The following is a 17,185-nucleotide window of genomic DNA, read 5'->3' on the forward strand; positions in this document are numbered from 1 at the left end:
CCGGCGGTGCGGGGTCGGGTCCGGCGGTGCGGGGTCGGGTCCGGCGGTGCACGCGGGCGGGAATTCCGGGGTGGACCGGTGGCCGGGGGTGGGGTCGTGCGGAATGCTGACGGGATGGCAGAGCCGGAACTGGTGGACGTGGTCGTGGTCGGGCTCGGCGTGGGCGGCGAGGAGGTGGCCGGGCGACTCGCCGAGGCCGGCCTCAGCGTCGTCGGCGTCGAACGGGACCTGGTCGGCGGGGAGTGCCCGTACTGGGGGTGCATCCCCAGCAAGATGATGATCCGGGCGGCGAACGCCCTGGCCGAGGCGCGACGGGTCGACGGGCTGGCCGGGTCGGCGCAGGTCCGGGCCGACTGGGCGCCGGTGGCGAAACGCATCCGGGAGGAGGCCACCGACACCTGGAACGACCGGGCCGCGGTGGACCGGTTCACCGGCAAGGGCGGGCGGTTCCTGCGTGGCAGCGGCCGGCTCGACGGTCCCGGCCGGGTCCGGGTCGGTGACCAGGTGTTCCAGGCCCGGCGGGGGATCGTCCTCGGCACCGGTACCCGCCCGTCGATCCCGCCGATCGAGGGGCTGGCGGGCACCCCGTACTGGACGAACCACCAGGCGATCGAGGTGGCGGAGCTGCCGGCGACCCTGCTGATCATCGGGGGTGGGGCGATCGGGCTGGAGCTGGCGCAGGTCTTCGCCCGGTTCGGGGTCGGGGTGACCGTGCTGGAGGCGTCCGGCCGGGTGCTCGCCCTCGAAGAGCCGGAGTCGTCCGAGGTGGCCGCCGCCGCGTTGCGTGCCGACGGGGTGGAGATCGCCACCGAGGTCAAGATCGAACGGGTCGGCCACGACGACGACACCTTCACCGTGTACGCCGCCGGTGACCGGTCGTTCAGCGCCGAGAAGCTGCTGGTGGTGACCGGTCGCCGGGCCCACCTGGACGAGTTGGGGTTGGACACCGTCGGGGTGGACGCCACCCAGCGCTACCTGCCGGTGGACGACCGGATGCACGTCACCGACGGGATCTGGGCGGTCGGCGACGTGACCGGCGAGGGCGCGTTCACCCACATCGCCATGTACCAGGCGTCGATCGTGGTCGCCGACGTGCTCGACCGCGCCCGGCGGGCCGAGGGCGGCCCCGACGCCAGCGGCACCGCCAGCGTGGTGGGCGGTGCGATGGGCGCGGCCAGCGCCGTCGGGGGTTCGATGGGCGCGGCCGGCCCGAGCGGCGCCGCCGGCACCGTGCCCCGCGCCGACTACCGGGCGCTGCCCCGGGTCACCTTCACCGACCCGGAGGTGGGCGCGGTCGGGCTCACCGAACGGCAGGCCCGCGAGCGGGGCATCAACGTGCAGGTCGGCTTCACCGAGCTGTCGTCGTCCACCCGGGGCTGGATCCACGGTGGCGAACCGGGCGGCTTCATCAAGGTGATCGCCGACGCCGACCAGGGGGTGCTGATCGGTGCGACGTCGGTCGGCCCGGCCGGGGGTGAGGTGCTGTCGGCGCTGGTCGTGGCGGTGCACGCGGCCGTACCGGTCAGCCAGCTGAGGCACATGATCTATGCGTACCCGACGTTCCACCGGGCCATCCAGAGCGCCCTGAACGACCTGAGCTGAGCCCGGCGCACCGGCCGGCGCGGCGCAACCGCCGGGTCGGCCGGTCCGGTCCGGCCTCGGAGCAGGGGGCCGGGTTCCCGGTCCGCGCCGGCCGGGCGGGGTTCCCGGTTCATGCCGGCCGGGTGGGGTTCCCGGTTCATGCCGGCCGGGTGGGGTGCGCGGTTCGTGCCGGCCGGGCCGGAATTACTGTCCGTGCCGGCCGGCTCCGGCGGCGAAGCGGGCCGAGCCGGCTGTGGCGTCCGCCGCCAACGAGTCGATGCCGTAGGCGAACTCGGTGGCGAACGCCTCCGGCTCGGGCCGGCCGGCACCGGCCAGCACCGAAGCCCGGTCGTTGCGCAGGCAGGTCTGCGGATGCCGGGCGATCTCGGCGGCCAGCCGCTCGGCCGCCGTCCGCGCCTCACCCGGCGCGACCACCCGGTTGACCAGCCCTATCGCGTACGCCTCGTCAGCGGGCACCGGGCGGCCGGTGAGGATCAGGTCCATCGCCCGGCTCTGGCCGATCAGCCGGGGCAGTCGTACCGTGCCGCCGTCGATCAGCGGCACTCCCCAGCGTCGACAGAACACCCCCAGCACCGCGTCCGACTCGGCGACCCGCAGATCGCACCAGAGCGCCAGCTCCAGGCCGCCGGCCACCGCGTACCCGGAGATCGCCGCGACGACCGGCTTGGACAGTGCCATCCGGGTCGGACCCATCGGGCCGTCGCCGTCGGGCTCGACCCGGTTGCCGCTCGGCGTGCCGATGGCCTTGAGGTCGGCACCCGAGCAGAACGTGCCGCCCGCGCCCCACAGCACCGCGACCCGGGCCTCCGGGTCGGCCTCGAACGCGCGGAACGCGTCGGCGAGCGCCCGCGCGGTCGGCCCGTCGACGGCGTTGCGCGACGCCGCCCGGTCGAGGATCACCGTGGTCACCGCCCCGTTCCGGGCAACATGCACCGCCATCCCCCCAGCATCCCCCGCCCACCCCCGCCCGGCCACCCCGCCTGCGCCCGCAGGCCCCGCCGGTTGCGCGGGGCTTGCGGGTGCGCTCCCCGCCCCGCCTGCCCGCCCGCCCCGCCTGCCCGCCCCGTCTGCCCGCAGGCCCTGCCTGCTGTGCGGGGCTTGCGGGCAGGGCTTGCGGGTTGCGCTGGGGCGGGGTCCCTTGGGGCTTGGGCGGCCCATCGGCACGGCAATGGCGGGGATCTGCGTGGGCGGGTGGTGCCGGGGCGTGGTCGGCCGGTGCGGCCCGGTGTCACGCGGGCGCGGGGTGGGGTCAGCGGCGGTCGGTGATCCGGGTGAGGAAGGTCTGCCAGGCGGCGGGGGTGAAGGTCAGGGTGGGGCCGTCGGGGTCCTTGGAGTCGCGGACGGCGATCATCCCGGGCAGGTTGCCGGCCACCTCGACGCAAGCGCCGCCGTTTCCACTGCTGCGGGTGCTCTTGCGCCAACGGGCGTGGTTCAGTTCCATGTCTGGGCCACCTTCGTGATCAGATCGACGGACTGCCAGTGGGACAACGCCTCGCCGCGCACGTTCTCCCACGCTGTCATCATGGCCGCGAGGTCATCGAGATCGCTAATCACCTGCCCCTGGAGTTGGTTGTCGAGATAGCCGGCCACCCGGTGATCCGGGTTCGTCGCGATCACGAAGGGACCGTTCAGGCCGGCGTACTCGCCGACGGTGGCCGGCACGACGTGCACCCGGACGTGCGGCTGGTCGCAGGCCGTGGCGAGGGTGAGCAGCTGCTCGTGCATGGTCCGCCGGCCGCCGACCGGCCGGCGCAGGACCGTCTCGTCGAGCACCACCGTGAGCTGCGGCGGATCGTCACGCTTCAGGATGGACTGGCGGGCGAGCCGGGCCGCGAGGTGCCGGTCGACGTCACCCCGGGGCAGCGTGCCGGCACCGAGCAGGACGGCTCGGGCGTACGCCTCCGTCTGGAGCAGGCCGGGTAGGACGGCGGGCTCGAACCAGCGCAGCGACAGGGCATCGCGTTCGATCTCCTGCCAGGGACGGAACCACACCGGCTCACGACGTCTTGAAGTGTCCGGCCAAATGTCTACGATGTCCCGCCGCAGTGCCTCCGCTGCGGCCACCCGGTGCCGGGCATGCGGGATCCGCCCTTCACTCAGCCAGCGGCCCACCGTCTTGGGATCGACACCCACGCGCTCGGCGAGGGATTCAGTGGTGTAGCCGGTTTCGTTGAGTGCCGCGCGCAGCGCATCGTTCACGACTCCTCCATCGGACGTCTCGAATTTCTGGTCACCATACGCCTACGCGGTGTATCTGTCTGACCACACCGAGGCACGATCTGCTGGAGGGCGGCGCGACCGGTGGAGGCGAAGGAACCCGGTGGTCGACGTCCAGCCCGGGGCCGCCCCGCCGAGGACGGGTGGGGCGGCCCCGATCCACCCGGAAGGAGAACCGCAGTGCGACACCGCTCCCTGCACCACACCCGACCGCACCTGCCCATGCGTCCACTGTGGCGGTGTCGGGGCTGCGGCGCGGAGTGGCCGTGCCAGCCGGCCCGGCTCGCCCTGCTGGCGGAGTACCGCGAGGACCGGACCGGCCTGCTCGTCTACCTGAGCACCCTGATGGCCGAGGCGGGTACGCAACTGTCCCAGCTCAACGGGAACGTCGTACCCGAGAATCTGATGGGTCGTTTCCTCGGGTGGGCCCGAGCGCGCGGGTCGGACGCCAGCCCCTGACCCCGGCCGGCGGCCCACCCGCCGGGGCGCTGGTGGGCGGGATGCCGCGGCCGGTTGGTGCCCGCGTCCCGGCACGCCGCTGATCAGGGCAAAGGGCAGATTCAGCGGGATGCCGCGGCCGGTTGGTGCCCGCGTCCCGGCACGCCGCTGAACAGGGCAGAGGGCAGATTCGTCCCGGCCGCCCGGTTTGCGGCCCGGTCAGCCGGGAAGTCGGAGAACGTGCGAGCGTTGATGACGAAACTCGAACAGGCCGCCGCGTTGGACCAGGCCGGCGACCGGTTGCAGCGTGCCGTCCAGGCGACCCTGCGCCCACAGCGGGTGCGTGACCTGCTGCACGGCGTCTTCCTGGGCCATCCGCTGCACCCCGCGATGGTGCAGGTGCCGGTGGGGGCCTGGATCAGCGCGGCAGTGGTCGACCTGCTTCCCGGCCAACGTCGAGCAGCCACCACACTGGTCGCGCTGGGCACCGTGAGCGCGCTACCCGCCGCCGTGGCCGGACTCAACGACTGGGCGGAACTCTCCCGGGACCAGCGTCGGGTGGGACTCGTCCACGCCGCCGCCAACACCGTCGGCCTCACCCTGTACGCCGGCTCCCTCGCCGCCCGGTTGACCGGCCGGCACGGCGTCGGCCGGGCGCTGGCCTACCTGGGGCTGGGTGCGGCGAGCGCCGGGGCGTACCTCGGTGGGCACCTGGCGTACAAGCAGGGCGCGCAGGTCAGTCAGAGCGTCTCGGAGCTGCACCGGATGAGCGACGGTTGGCATCCGGTGGCCGAGCTGGCCGCGCTGCCGCAGCGGAAGCTGGTGACCCGCGAGGTGGACGACGTCTCGGTCATCCTCTACCGGCACGGCGACGAGGTCACCGTCCTGCTGGAGCGCTGCCCGCACCAGAGCGGTCCGCTCGGTGAGGGTGAGGTGCAGGAGATCGACGGGCACGCCTGCGTGGTCTGCCCCTGGCACGGCTCGGCGTTCCGCCTCGACGGCGGCGAGGTCGTCCACGGTCCCTCCGCCACCGACCAGCAGACCCTCCCCACCCGCGTGGTCGACGGCACCCTCGAAACCCGCCTCCCCTAACCCGGAAGTACACCTACTTCCTCCAGACCAGGGCCCCTTCCTTCCTCCAGACCAGGGCCCCTTCGCGCAGCGGAGCGACAAGAACTAACCCCATCCCTCCAACCCACCTACCCCGTCTCTCCCCCGCCCCGTTGATCAAGAGACCTAGGCCCAACATCCCCGTTGATCAAGAGGTTTGCGTCAAATCCCCCCGTTGATCAAGAGGTTTAGGTCAAAGTTGATCTCCAAATTGACGTAAACCTCTTGATCAACGGGGCGAGACAGGCCGGGCGAGGCCAGGCGGGGCGAGGTGGGTGGGTGGGGGCGGGGGTCAGTCGCGGCGGTGGCGGCCGGTTACCAGGTCTCGGGCGGCGGAGGCGCGGCTGCCCATCGAGCGGCCCGGGGTGCGGCCGGCGGTGCGGGTGGTGGACATGCGGGCGGCGGCGATCCGGGCGGCCGAGGTGCGGCCGGCGGTCACCCGGACGGGGCGGCGGCGCAGGCCGAGCACCGCACCGATCTGCGCGCCGACGATGCTCGCCACCGCCAGTACCGCCGACACGGCCAGCGGCCGGTTGATCGCGTCGGCCGGGGTGGCCCGGGACGCCCCGGCGGCCATCGCCGGTGGCACGCCGACCGGTCGCTCGGCGGGCGGTTGGGCGGTCTGCGGGGTGGCCGTCTGCGGCGTGGCCGGACCGATCTTCCCCGGCTTCGGGGTGGCCGGACCGGTCGGCTTCGAGGCGGCGGGTCCGGTCGGCTTGCCCGGGGTGGCCGGTGAGCCGGGGGCACCCTGGTGTTGCGGGTCGGCCTGGCCGCCCGGCGTGGTGACCGGCGGGCGCGGGGACGGTTTGCGGGGCGTGTTCGGGACCAGGTGGCCGCTGGCGTGCCGACGGGCACCGGTGTCGTCGGCCTCGGTGGGGAGTTTGATGAGCTGGCCCGGCCGGATCCGGTCGGCGTCGCGCAGGTCGTTGAGCCGGGCCACTTCGGGATAGCGGTCGAAGTCGTCCAGGTAGCGTTCCGCGACCTCTCCCAGGTAGTCGCCCCGGGCCACCCGGTACATCGGCTTCGCCGTCGACTTCCCGTCCTCGACGCCGGTCCGGGGGACGGGACCGAGGCCGGAACCGGGGACCGCGCCGTGGGTGACACCGGCGCTGGCACCGAGGCCGGCGCTGGGGGCGGCACCGAGCCCGGTACGGGAGGTGTCCAGGGTGGTCGCCACGCCGGTGCCGGCGGCGGCCGGGAGCGGCTGGGCCAACGTCACGGCCGCGCTCGCCGCCGGGCTGGCCGCGACGATCAGGGCGACCGAGCCCAGCAGGGCTGCTGCCGCCCGCTGCTGCCGGCTCATCCCGGGCAGCCGGGGCGTCTGCCGGCGGGTGATCTGGGCACCCATCTCCACCAGCACCGAGAAGGCGAACGTCGCCCAGCCGAACCAGCCGACCAGCGCCAGTGCCCGGATGAAGAGCTGGCCGTCGTCCCGGCTGGTCAGCACGGAGCCGACCTCGGTGAGGGTGGGCAGGTGGTCCGGCAGCGGGTTGCCGGCGAAGGCGAGCAGGGCGATCGGGGCGCCGACCAGCAACGCCACCAGCACCACCAGCGACCCGAAGCCGGTGAGCAACTGCCCGGTACGTCGGGCAGTGGAACCACGCGGTGTGGCCATGCTGCCCTCCTTCCTACGGTCTGCCGGTGCGGGACACCGGATGGGTGGGCCTACGGTCTCGGTGCGGGACCCCGGTGAGCGGGCCTACGGTCTGGGTGCGCAACGGACGGAATCCGCCAGGTCGACGGGCTCATGGTCGGTCGGTGAGGGTGCGGGCGGTCGCCTCGCCGACGACGGTGACGGTGCGGTCCATGCCGATCAGGCCGAGCATGTGCCGGCGGTAGACGACGGTGACGCGTACCCGGATCTGTTTCTCGCCGGCCACCACCGGGAAGCTGACCTGCTGGCTGGTCACGTCGGAGTTGCCCCGCAGGTACTGGGTGACGGCCGCGCGGGCACCCGGCTCGTCGATCACCTTGGGCCGGCCCTCGATCGCGGCGGCCCGGTCGATCACCTGCCCGCCGCTGCGGGCCGCCTCGGCGGCCAGGTCGTCGGCGCGTTGCAGGGTACGCAGCTGACCCGCGCCGTCGTACGCGACGCCGATGATCGCCAGCACGCCGATCATGGTGACGGCGAGGAAGAGGCTGATCCGGCCCTCGTCGCCGGTCGGACGCGTGGTCACTGCCGGGTCCGGTAACGGTCCAGGGGGGAGGCGAAGGTCGCCTCGACCCGTTTGTCACCCATCGGCAGCCCGGGGAAGCGCATGCCGGCGAAGGAGACCGTGCAGCTCACCCGGACCCAGATGCTCACCGGTTCGCCGAGCGGCCGCCGGAACGCCGTGCCCACCGAGGTGTGGTCGGAGTTGCGCGTCGAGCCCCAGACCGTGACCTGGGGTGCGCTCGTACAGTTGAGGCCGCGCCAGTCGAGCTGCCGGCGGGCGGCCGTCCGGGCGGCGCTCTCCGCCGTGCCGGCGTCGCGGGCGATCGAGGCGGCCCGCGCGGCGTCGTGCGCCGCCGCCTCCACCGCCTCGTCGGCCACGGCAACCCGGCCGGCCACCCCGGCCAGCATCAGCAGCGCCAGGAACGCCGGGGTCAGCACCGCCACCTCCACCGACACCGATCCCCGGGTACGCCCCGCCGCCCAATCGGCCGACACGTCGCCCGGGTTGTGCCCGGCGGCGGGTCCGACCACCTCGTCGGGGCTGCCGGATCGCGGGGCGTGGACCACGGCCCGGTCGCCCCGGACACGTCGTCGGGCGGGCCGGGTCAGCAGCTCGCGCCAGGTACGCCGGGGCGGGTGGGCGGTCACGGGTTGGTCCACCGTTCGGCCGTGCCGTGGGCGGTCTGCCGGACGTCGAACCGGACGGCCGGGATGACGCTCAGGGACTTCCCGGTGACCGTGCAGGTCACCTCGGTGGCGGTGGCGGCGCAGGTGGTCTTCGCGCCGACCAGCCAGTCCCCGGCGGCACCCAGGAAGTGTTTGGCGCGGGCCTCACCCGCCCCGGCCGGCGCGTCGAGGACCCGTTGCGCGTTCACCCCGCTCTGGGCGGCGTGCATCGCCGTCGACCGGGCCACGAACCAGGCGGCGATCTGGACGGAGCTGAAGAGCAGCACCAGCACCGCCGGCATCACCACGGCCAGCTCCACGGGGTTGGCCCCCCGGTCCGTACCCCCGGCGGTGAGCCTGCGGTGGGCGGCCCGGCCTACGGCGCGGAGCCCGGTCGGGGCGTCCCGCCCGGCCGTGGACGCGCACGGGGGTGCGCACCGGGACCTGGCGGTGGGGGCCGTCCGGTCCCGGCGCGAGCCGGTCAGGGGGAGACTGGTCACGGGTTGTCGATGCTGTTCATCCAGTCGGTGGCCTTGGTCAGGACGATGCCGGTGACTGCGACCCCGGCCACCACCAGGCCGGCGATGATCACGGCGGTCGGGACCGGGCTGTCGCCCCGCTCCGCCTCACGGCGTAGCTCGGCCAGGCGGGCCACGGTGGCCGCGTAGAGGAAGGTGACGAGGTGCATGGCGGGACTCCTTGGGGAGGTGGGTTACTCAGAGGCGGGCGATGAACGGATAGAGGACGAAGGCCAGCAGCACGAAGACCAGCAGCGAGCCGGGAATGTCCAGCCGACTGGTGACGCCCTCGGCGCGGGCCAGGTTGTCGGTGCGGATCTGGTCCCGGAGCGACTCGGCGCGGCTGCGCAGCGTCTCGTGCACCTGGGCGCCCTCGCTGCCGGAGGACCGCATGATCGCCCCGACGTCACCCAGCTCCGGGATGCCGATCTTCTCGGCCAGCGCCTGCAACTCGTCCCAGGGCGAGTGCATCTGCATCTGGGCGATCCGCAGCGACTCCCTGATGCGGGCGAAGACCCAGCCGTCGCAGACCGCCGCCGCGCGTTCCAGCGACTGCACCGGGCCGTGCGCCGCCGACAGCTGCAGCGCCACCAGATCCAGGTAGGTGCAGACCGCCGAGCGGAACTCGTCCCGGGCGGCGTCCGCCTTGGCCAGCACCGCTTGGTGCGCGAGCAGCGCGCAGACCAGCGCCAACCCCAGACTGCCCAGCACCGGTACGGCCACCGGAATGCTCACCCCGGCGAGGAAGAGCAGGGCCCCCGCCACCGTCGGGATGGTCAGCCCGACCAGGCCGGAGAGCAGGATCGACATGGTGTACTGCTCGGGGGTCTGGTCGAGCAGGGCGAGCTGGCGGTGCGGCGGGCGCAGCCAGCGGGAGAAACCACCCAACCAGTCCGGCCCCCGCCCGGCGGTGACGGCGGTGCCCGGCGGTTGGTGCAGTCGGCGCAGCGCCGGGCCGAGCGCCGGGGAGGCCGGCAACACCTCCCGGACCAGCAGGAACACGCCGAGTCCGATGGCGGCACCGCCGAGCACCGCGATGGTGAGCTGCCAGTTGAGCATCATGCGACCAGCTCCGCCGGGTCGGGGCGGGGCAGGAACCGGGGCGGCGGTGGGGGCTGGCTCATCGCGCGCACCCACACCAGCAGGGCGATGAACGCCGTCGCGAGCACCGCCATCAGCACCTGACCGAACAACGTCCCGTACGGCCGGACGTACTCGGTGTTGACCAGCCCGTACGCCAGCACGGCCAGGGTCATCCCGGTGAGGAAGCGGACCGCGAACCGGGGCTGGGTGCGTTTGGCCTCCACCTCGCGCCGGGTGGCGACCTCGGCGGAGGCGGCCGACGCGATGGAGCCGAGGACGTCGCCGAGGCGTTCCCCCCGGTCGGTCAGGTGCAGGATCAGCGCGGCGACCACCTGGTCGCAGACCGGGTCACCGATCTCGTCGGCGAACGCCAGCAGGGCTGACCGGGCCGTCCAACCGGCCTGGAGACGGGCGGCGAGCAGCCGTACCTCCTCCTGGATCTGGTCCGGGACGGTGGCGATGGTGACGATGATCGCCTGCTGGAGGCCCTGCCCGGTGTTGGAGACGTCCTTGAGTCGGCGGGTCCACTCGCCGACGGCCTCGATCCGGGTGATGGCCCGTTCCTCGGCCCGGCCCACCGCGAACAACCAGGGCACCCCCGGCACCGCCACCGCCACGATCAGCCCCACCACCGGCAGCCCGGTCAGCAGGAACGCCAGTGCCCCCGCCACCGCCGCCGCACCGAGCGTCATCTGGTGGGCCCGCTGGTCCCGCCGGTTGGTGCCCGAACCGAGCCAGAGCCGACGCAGCCCGGTGGTCGAGGTGCGGGTCGGGCGGGTGGGCTTGGTGGTGCCGAACAACGCCACCACGGCCAGCACCATTCCGCCGACACAGGCCGCCCCGGAGACCACGGCGAGCAGTTCGATGGTGCTCATCGGCGCACCACCGGGGCGAGGCGGCTGTGCCGGGGGCGACGCCACGCGCCCGCCCCGGCCTCGATGAAACGGGACAGCAGCCGGGCGTCGTAGCCGACCCGCAGCAGCTGGCCGCGGACCCGTTCCGGCAGGTGGCGGGGGATGGCCCGACCGTCCGGGCCGGGCCCGAACACGGTGGTGGTGGTGATCCGGTTGGCGTCGCCGACGCCGATCACCTCCTCGACGTGGGAGACGAACCGGTGCTTGCGTCCGCCGATCGCGGTCTCGTCCTCGACGGTGACGTAGACGATCAGGTCGAGGGCGTTGCCGGCCATCCGGCGGGCCTGGTCGACGGTCATCTCCCGGCCGTGCGCCAGCGCCAGCTCGATGATCCGCTCGCTCACCCCGCCGGGGGTACGGGCGTGGATGGTGCACATCGATCCCCGGCTGGTGGTCATCGCCTGGAGCATCGGCACGATCTCCCGGGACCGGACCTCGCCGACGATGATCCGCAGTACGCCCATCCGCAGCGACACCGGGATCAGGTCGGCGATGCTCACCTCACCGGCCGGTCGACCGTCCAGGCCACGTTCGCCGTGCCCCTCCCGGGATTCGAAGCTCATCACCGCCCGGTGCTTGTCGCCGCGCCGGGCCGGCAGCAGTTCCCGGCTCTCCTCCAGCAGCACGTACGGTTCGTCGGGCGGGATCTCGTCCATCAGCGCCCGGATGACCGTGGTCTTGCCGGCCCCGGCCAGCCCGGCGACCATGATGTTCAACCCGGCCCGCATGGACGCCCGCAGGAAGTCACGCAGCAGCGGGTCGATCATCTCGTCCAGGTCGGGGCGGCTGCCGGCCAGGTCGTCGAGGCTGACGTCCAACGTGTTGTGCTTGCGGATCACCGCGTAGGGGCGGTGGCTGACCAGGAACACCGCCGCCAACCGGCTGCCGTCGGGCAGTTGCAGGTCAAGCGTCGGCTTCGAGGTGGACAACGACCGTTCGGTCGCCCCGGCCCGGCGGGCCGCCGCCTGGAGGATCTCCACCAGCTCGTCGTCGCTGTCGGCGATCGGCTCACCCCAGTCGACGCCGCCGCCGTGGCGGGTGATGCGCACCTGGTCGCAGCCGAGGATGTGCACCTCCTCGATGGTGTCGTCGACCAGCAGGGTCTGTAGCCGGCCCAGCCCGACCAGCTCGGCGGTCACCTGGTCGAGCAGGGTCCGTTCCTCGTCGGCGCTGAGCGGGGTGCCGGCCCGGCGTACCGCGTCGGCGTAGCCGGAGACCACGGCCACGGCGAGCCGGGCCCGCTCGACCTCCTCGGCGTCGGCGTCGAACTCCCGGCCGCGCTGCCACTGGGTGAGTCGTTCGCTCAGCTCCCGGCGCAGCTCGCGGACCACCGCGAAGTCCACCTTCGGCCGGGGTGGCGCGGTCGGCGCGGGTACCGGCGGGGCGGCGGCCGGTGGCGTCGCCGGGGCGGTGGCGTGGTGCCGGCCGTTCACCGGGGCCAGCGGCGGCATGGTGGAGGTGACCCCGGGCGGCGGGGTGCGGGGGTCGTGGGAGACCGGCTCAAACCGCATCCGGCACCCCCTGCGCCGGGGTCGGCCAGGCCAACCGGGCCCGCCGCTGCTCCAGCAGCTCCCGCACCGGGGTCTCCAACGCGGCCGCCGCGCGCATCAGCGGCCGTCCGGCGCGGATCGTGCCGCCGAAGCTGAGCGCCTGCGCGGTACGCGGGTCCTGCGGCAACCGGGCGATCACCGGCACCCCCAGGGCCTTGCCGATCTCGCCGGTGCCGTGCCCGTCGCCGACCACCACCAGTCGCAGCGTGCCGGGGGGCACCCGGTGGTTGGTGAAGTCCCGTTCGATCGCCCGGATCATCGACCGGGTGCCGGAGAGGCCGGGCAGCTGCGCCTGGGTCACCAGCAGCACCACGTCGGCGGCGCGCAGCAGCGGCCACGGCGGCCCGAAGACCTGCAGGCGTCCGCAGTCGACGATCACGTCGTAACCGGGCCGGCCCTTCTCCAGGGTGTGGAAGTAGTCGGCGAACCGTTGCCACAGCGGGGCGACGCTGCCGGCCTGCGCCGGGTCGACCACGCCGGGCAGCAGCAGCCGTTCCCGCCTCGGCGCGTCCAGGTCGACCAGTTGGGACCAGAACGTCGACTCCAGGCTGCCGTCGCGCAGCTCGCCCACGGCCAGCTCACCGATGCCGCGTGGCCCGTCGAGGGCACCGCCCAGGTAGCCGGCGAGCACCGAGCCGCCGGCCGGGTCGCACTCGGCGAGCACCAGCCGCCGGTGCCAGCTCAGGGTGCAGGCCAGCGCCGTGGTGGTGACGCCGGGTGAGCCCTTCGCGGAGACCAGCGCGATGATGGCCATGGTCAGGCCGCCTCGGTCAGCACGAGGGCGATCCGGTCCTGCGCGGCCAGCACCACCACCGCCGGGACGTCGCGTACGGCGAGTGCCAGGTAGATCACCACGTCGTCGTTCTCGGGGACGACGGCGTCGATCACCGTGGCGGTGAACCGGGTGGCCGACGGCTGGTTGTCGGCATCCTCGTCCGGGGTGCTGACCAGCAGCACCTTGTCACCGGGGTGCAGTTTGCGGGCCGGCACCTTGCTCGGTTCGAGGCCCAACGCGATCTGCTGCTGCCCCTGGCCGAGCAGTGGGGCGTCGGTGAGCTGGGCCATGGTGAGCAGCGAGCCGGGGACCAGGGACACGGCGGCCCGCTTGCCGACCACCTCGTCCCGCTTCTTCGCCGGCACCGGGGACAGCCCCGCGCCCCCGGAGACCTGCACACTGACCAGGTCGTCGGCGGCCAGGATGCGGCCCACCTCGACCGGGCGGGCGACCGCCAGGTAGCTGCCGGTGGCCCGCACCGAGGTGACCGCGAAGGCCGCGCCGAGCCCACCCAACGCGATCAGCAGCACGGCGAGCCCGAGCAGACCGGGCCGGGTACGGCGCTGCCGGACCACCTTGGGTGGGGCGACCGGCGCGTCCACCGGACCGCTGTTACGGGTGGCCAGACTCACTGGGACATCTCCGTTCGTGGCTGCGGGGCTCGCAGGATCGAGCGGTGGGCGCTCATCGGGTCACCACCTGGAGTTCCTTGATCTGGATCTCGACGACGCCGCTGGTGCGGGTCTGCGCGATGTCACCGCTGCGGCCACCGCCGACCCAGTGCACGTTCCAGAAGGTGGTGGCGCTGACCCGGTAGTTGTTGGCCTTGGGGTAGCCGTCGTATCCGCAGGTGGGCGACTTCTTGCCGGCGTTCGGGCCGGTCGTCTTGTAGGGCGTGCCGGGGCCGGTGCAGGTGACCTTCTTGCCGTTGCCCATGGTCCACACGGTCCGTTGGACCTTGGCGGTGATGGTGACGGTCAGCCCCCGGTCGCTGGCCGAGGCGGTGAGCGGGCCGAAGTAGTTCTGGCCGGGGCTGGCCCACATCCAGACCGGCAGGCCGACCAGGCCGGGGCCGACGCTGCGCCGGGGCGCCACCGAGGCCCTGGGCGGCAGCAGGCTGATCGAGGCGAGCGCCCGGCGGGCCAGCTCCTCCGGGTCGGGCGGGGTGCCGAACCCGGGCGGCGGCCCGTCGAGCAGCACCATCGACTGGTCGCCCAAGTCCCCGCCGTTGCAGGTCCGGACGTACCACACCTTGCCATCGGCAGCGTCGGGCTGCGGCTCGGCCACCTTGTAGTAGCAGCCGCTGGCGTTGTCGAACCAGCCGAGCAACGGGTTGTAGCAGGGCAGCGGCTTGCCGTTCCACTGGCACTTCGGGGTGGCGCCGGGGCTGTTCGGCCCGCCCGGTCCGTCGCCGCCGCCGGGATCACCGGGGGTGCCCGGCTCGTCGTCCCAGACACTGCAGTCGTTCTGACCCGGCGGGCACTCCACCCCCGGGCCGGCGGCCTGCGCCCGGGCCGGCGCGGCGAACCCGGCCGCGAGCACGGCCACCAGCAGGCCGGCCAGCACCCGACGGAGGGGGAGACGTTCGGTGCTCCGTGTCAACATGGCTGGTCCTCGTGTGCCGCGCCGGCGCTGATCAGCCACCGGCCGTCCGGGTAGCGGGTCGCGGTGGCGGTCGCCAGGTGCCGGCTTCCGCCGGAACCGGGCACCACCCGCTTGTCCTTGACATAGACCAGCCGGTAGCCGGTGGCGTCCAGGCAGTCCTGGATCTCCACGGTCGGTGGGTCGCCGTCCAGGCTGACGGAGGTGACGGTGGGTGCGGACTTGAGCGTCCCGGTGCGTACCGCGCCGTGCCGGCGGGTGTCGTCGATGGCGACCCGGACCCGGGTGAGCAGCGGGTCGGCCAGGAACCGGGTCAGCTTCGGGTGGCGGGGGTCGCTGTCCCGGCTCGCCTCACGGGAGGCGTCGAGATAGCCGGCGTACGCCGCCAGCGCGGCCCGCTCGGCGGCCCGTTCGGCCTCGGTCGGCTGGCGGGTGTCGCTCGCGGGCCGGGGTGCGGGCGCGGTGGTCGTCTCCGGTGAGTCGCCGCAGCCGGCGGCGGAGCCGGCCACCACGGCGACGACCAGGCAGGTGGTCCAGCGGCGGGAATGCCGAGTACGCATTGCCGTGCCCCTCCTCGGTATCACCCGGCGGCGGCGGTCGTGGCGGCCTCCGGGCATGCGGCGGTACGCCGGGATGATGTCGATCGGACATGTCCGGGTGCTGTCGCATTTACCTGTGCGGATCTTCTGCCAACTGTGGAGCGTGGTGTCCGGTGTGGGCGGTGACGCGGCTGCGCGGGGTTGCGTCCCACCCAAGGGGCGAGCATAGGCTGACGTGCGCCGATGCAACAGAGGCAATTCAACTGCGCACTCTCGGTGATGGGCAGGAGTGACGACACGTGGGCGATGTCCAGGGGGGCCGGCCGGGGCGACCGGTGCCGGCCGAACGAGGGCCGGTGCCCGTCGACCGGCCCGGCCCGGCCGTCGAACCGTCCGCGCCACCGGGGGATTTGGGGTGGGTCGAGGCGGCCGGTCCGATCCGTTCCCCGGCCGTCACGGCCACCACCGCTCACCCGTCCGGACGGGTGAGGGCGGTTCCGGGCTCCACCGCCGCCGACGAGCTGATACCGGACCGTTACGTCGGCCCGGACGGGAAGTCACCCTCCGTGTTTTTTCTGCGGCGGCTGGCGGGGGCCCTGGCGGTCGTACCGGTCCTGCGGCTCGCGGTCGCCCGGTACGCCGTACCCCCGGGGGTGGTGGACCGGGCCGGGTGCGACGGCTGCGGCGCCCCGATCGGGCTGGACCGGCCGCTGCCGGCGCTCGGGCCGGTGGCCCGCTGCCCGGCCTGCCGGGGGCGGATCGGCGCGACGCCGCTCGCGGTCGAGGCGCTGTTGCTGGCGGCCGTGGCGGTGCTGGTGCTGGTCGACGGTCCGCTGGCCGAGCGGGCCGCGCTGGCCTGGTGGCTCGGCTGGGCGATCCCGCTGGTCCTGGTGGACCTGGCGGTGCACCGGCTGCCGGACCGGCTCACCTGGCCCGCCGCCGTCGGCACCTGGGCGTTGCTCGGGGTGGCCGCGTCGACCGGGGCGGGTGCCGGGCCATGGCTGCGCGCGATGGCGGCCGGCGCGGCGCTCGGTCTGGCCTTCGCCACCACCACGCTGCTGCTCGGCCGGCGCGGCTTCGGGCTCGGCGACGCCAAGCTGGCGCTGGGGGTGGGGGCGCTGCTCGGTTGGCAGGGCTGGGGCCTGCTGGTGACCGGCCTGGTGCTGACGTTCCTGCTGTCGGCACTGGTCAGCGTGGTGCTGTTGGCGAGTCGTCGGATCGGCTGGTCCAGCCACCTACCCTTCGGCCCGTTCCTGGTCGCCGGCACCTGCGCCGCCCTCCTGCTGACCGGCTGAGCAGACCCGGCCGCTGACCCCGCTCAGTGGCCGGCCCGATCCCGCTCAGCGGCGGGCCCGGGGGCGGTGGGGACCGGTTCCCGCCCGGCCGGGACGCCACGACGGCGCAGCGTCCCGGCGACGGCGCGGGCCGTCACCGGGGCGAGCAGCAGGGTCACCGCCACGCCGAGGAGCAGGCCGGCGAGGACGTCGTGCGGGTAGTGCACGCCGACGAACACCCGGGAGAGCGCGGCGAGCAGGGCCAGCGGCACGGCGAGCAGACCCCACCGGGGGGACAGCAGCAGCACTGCGGTGGCCAGCGCCCCGGCGATGGTGGCGTGGTTGCTCGGGAACGACCAGTCGCCCACCGGCGGGCACTGCCCGGCCAGGATGGCCACCGCACCCCGGCAGGGCCGGTCCTCGTCCACCAGTGACTTGAGCACCTCGCTGCACCCGTACGCCAGGACGACGGCGGCCGGCGCGACCAGCGCCAGGGCCCGGCCCCACGGGTCGGCGTGGCGCAGCCGGGACACGGCGACGGCCACCAGCAGCAGGCCGAGCAGCAGGATCACCCCCTCGGTGAAGTGCACCGCGAACCACTGCACCGGGGTCGGGGCGGAGTCGGCCACGTCGACGGCGTCGCGGTACCACTGCTCGCTGATGTCAGGAATGTCTGCGGTAAAAGTCTTTTCCATCACTCACCTCACCAAAGTGTCATACCGCTTTCAGTGCCACCGAGGTG

The 17,185-nt window shown here is 73.8% G+C and carries 20 protein-coding genes; 4 read left to right on the plus strand and 16 right to left on the minus strand.

Annotated elements, in window-relative coordinates; translation table 11 throughout:
- The first annotated feature begins 114 nt into the window (after positions 1-114).
- Positions 115-1,602: a dihydrolipoyl dehydrogenase family protein gene (locus JQN83_RS02575; protein ID WP_208565374.1), complete on the plus strand. Its 1,488-nt coding sequence runs from the start codon at positions 115-117 to the stop codon at positions 1,600-1,602.
- Positions 1,603-1,785: 183 nt separating this feature from the next.
- On the opposite strand, the gene JQN83_RS02580 is transcribed toward JQN83_RS02575, so the two are convergent.
- The 3 genes from JQN83_RS02580 to JQN83_RS02590 all read right to left on the minus strand — a co-directional run bounded on the left by JQN83_RS02580 (position 1,786) and on the right by JQN83_RS02590 (position 3,801).
- Entirely contained in the window at positions 1,786-2,541 is a 756-nt protein-coding gene (locus JQN83_RS02580) for a crotonase/enoyl-CoA hydratase family protein (protein ID WP_208565375.1), read from the minus strand.
- 310 nt (positions 2,542-2,851) lie between these two features.
- Entirely contained in the window at positions 2,852-3,043 is a 192-nt protein-coding gene (locus JQN83_RS02585; protein WP_208565376.1) for a DUF397 domain-containing protein, read from the minus strand.
- Entirely contained in the window at positions 3,034-3,801 is a 768-nt protein-coding gene (locus tag JQN83_RS02590; RefSeq protein WP_208565377.1) for a helix-turn-helix domain-containing protein, read from the minus strand. The genes JQN83_RS02585 and JQN83_RS02590 overlap by 10 nt, the downstream gene beginning before the upstream one ends.
- Positions 3,802-3,999: 198 nt before the next feature.
- On the opposite strand from JQN83_RS02590, the gene JQN83_RS02595 reads away from it, so the two are divergent.
- Positions 4,000-4,278, plus strand: a complete 279-nt coding sequence (locus JQN83_RS02595) for a flavin reductase (RefSeq protein WP_307798954.1) — start codon at positions 4,000-4,002, stop codon at positions 4,276-4,278.
- A gap of 219 nt (positions 4,279-4,497) precedes the next feature.
- On the plus strand, positions 4,498-5,349 hold the full coding sequence (locus tag JQN83_RS02600; RefSeq protein ID WP_208565378.1) for a Rieske (2Fe-2S) protein: 852 nt from the start codon (positions 4,498-4,500) through the stop codon (positions 5,347-5,349).
- A 310-nt stretch (positions 5,350-5,659) separates the two neighbouring features.
- Here the strand turns inward: JQN83_RS02600 and JQN83_RS02605 are convergent, their stop codons facing one another.
- From JQN83_RS02605 to JQN83_RS02660, 12 genes are all read right to left on the minus strand, one after another.
- Positions 5,660-6,982 carry a LysM peptidoglycan-binding domain-containing protein gene (locus JQN83_RS02605; RefSeq protein ID WP_208565379.1) on the minus strand — a complete coding sequence of 441 codons (1,323 nt, stop codon included), beginning with the start codon at positions 6,980-6,982 and terminating at the stop codon, positions 5,660-5,662.
- A 130-nt stretch (positions 6,983-7,112) separates the two neighbouring features.
- The gene (locus JQN83_RS02610) at positions 7,113-7,487 is read right to left on the minus strand and encodes a hypothetical protein (RefSeq protein WP_244251708.1); all 375 of its coding nucleotides are present in this window, start codon (positions 7,485-7,487) and stop codon (positions 7,113-7,115) included.
- A 53-nt stretch (positions 7,488-7,540) separates the two neighbouring features.
- Positions 7,541-8,017, minus strand: coding sequence for a TadE/TadG family type IV pilus assembly protein (locus tag JQN83_RS02615; protein WP_208565817.1), 477 nt, complete (start codon positions 8,015-8,017; stop codon positions 7,541-7,543).
- 149 nt (positions 8,018-8,166) lie between these two features.
- A complete protein-coding gene (locus JQN83_RS32730; protein ID WP_244251710.1) occupies positions 8,167-8,673 on the minus strand; it encodes a TadE family protein in 507 nt (168 codons plus the stop codon).
- Positions 8,674-8,684: 11 nt separating this feature from the next.
- Positions 8,685-8,876 (minus strand): hypothetical protein, encoded by a 192-nt coding sequence (locus JQN83_RS02625; protein ID WP_208565381.1) that lies wholly within the window; start codon positions 8,874-8,876, stop codon positions 8,685-8,687.
- A gap of 28 nt (positions 8,877-8,904) precedes the next feature.
- Positions 8,905-9,765: a type II secretion system F family protein gene (locus tag JQN83_RS02630; RefSeq protein WP_208565819.1), complete on the minus strand. Its 861-nt coding sequence runs from the start codon at positions 9,763-9,765 to the stop codon at positions 8,905-8,907.
- Positions 9,765-10,664, minus strand: a complete 900-nt coding sequence (locus JQN83_RS02635) for a type II secretion system F family protein (RefSeq protein WP_208565382.1) — start codon at positions 10,662-10,664, stop codon at positions 9,765-9,767. The genes JQN83_RS02630 and JQN83_RS02635 overlap by 1 nt, the downstream gene beginning before the upstream one ends.
- Positions 10,661-12,214: a TadA family conjugal transfer-associated ATPase gene (locus JQN83_RS02640; protein ID WP_208565383.1), complete on the minus strand. Its 1,554-nt coding sequence runs from the start codon at positions 12,212-12,214 to the stop codon at positions 10,661-10,663. Before JQN83_RS02640 ends, JQN83_RS02635 begins: the two co-directional genes overlap by 4 nt.
- Complete coding sequence (locus JQN83_RS02645) at positions 12,204-13,007, minus strand: CpaE/TadZ family protein (protein ID WP_208565384.1); 804 nt, start codon at positions 13,005-13,007, stop codon at positions 12,204-12,206. The genes JQN83_RS02640 and JQN83_RS02645 overlap by 11 nt, the downstream gene beginning before the upstream one ends.
- Positions 13,008-13,009: 2 nt before the next feature.
- Positions 13,010-13,660 (minus strand): SAF domain-containing protein, encoded by a 651-nt coding sequence (locus JQN83_RS02650; protein WP_208565385.1) that lies wholly within the window; start codon positions 13,658-13,660, stop codon positions 13,010-13,012.
- Positions 13,661-13,712: 52 nt separating this feature from the next.
- The gene (locus tag JQN83_RS02655; protein WP_208565386.1) at positions 13,713-14,633 is read right to left on the minus strand and encodes a hypothetical protein; all 921 of its coding nucleotides are present in this window, start codon (positions 14,631-14,633) and stop codon (positions 13,713-13,715) included.
- A complete protein-coding gene (locus JQN83_RS02660; RefSeq protein ID WP_208565387.1) occupies positions 14,627-15,190 on the minus strand; it encodes a hypothetical protein in 564 nt (187 codons plus the stop codon). The genes JQN83_RS02655 and JQN83_RS02660 overlap by 7 nt, the downstream gene beginning before the upstream one ends.
- 545 nt (positions 15,191-15,735) lie before the next feature.
- Between JQN83_RS02660 and JQN83_RS02665 the strand changes: the two genes are divergently transcribed.
- The gene (locus tag JQN83_RS02665; protein ID WP_307798956.1) at positions 15,736-16,464 is read left to right on the plus strand and encodes a prepilin peptidase; all 729 of its coding nucleotides are present in this window, start codon (positions 15,736-15,738) and stop codon (positions 16,462-16,464) included.
- 23 nt (positions 16,465-16,487) lie between these two features.
- Here the strand turns inward: JQN83_RS02665 and JQN83_RS02670 are convergent, their stop codons facing one another.
- Positions 16,488-17,138, minus strand: coding sequence for a phosphatase PAP2 family protein (locus JQN83_RS02670; RefSeq protein ID WP_208565388.1), 651 nt, complete (start codon positions 17,136-17,138; stop codon positions 16,488-16,490).
- Between the last annotated feature and the right edge of the window lie 47 nt (positions 17,139-17,185).

This window comes from Micromonospora antibiotica, assembly GCF_017599305.1.
GTDB lineage: Bacteria > Actinomycetota > Actinomycetes > Mycobacteriales > Micromonosporaceae > Micromonospora > Micromonospora antibiotica.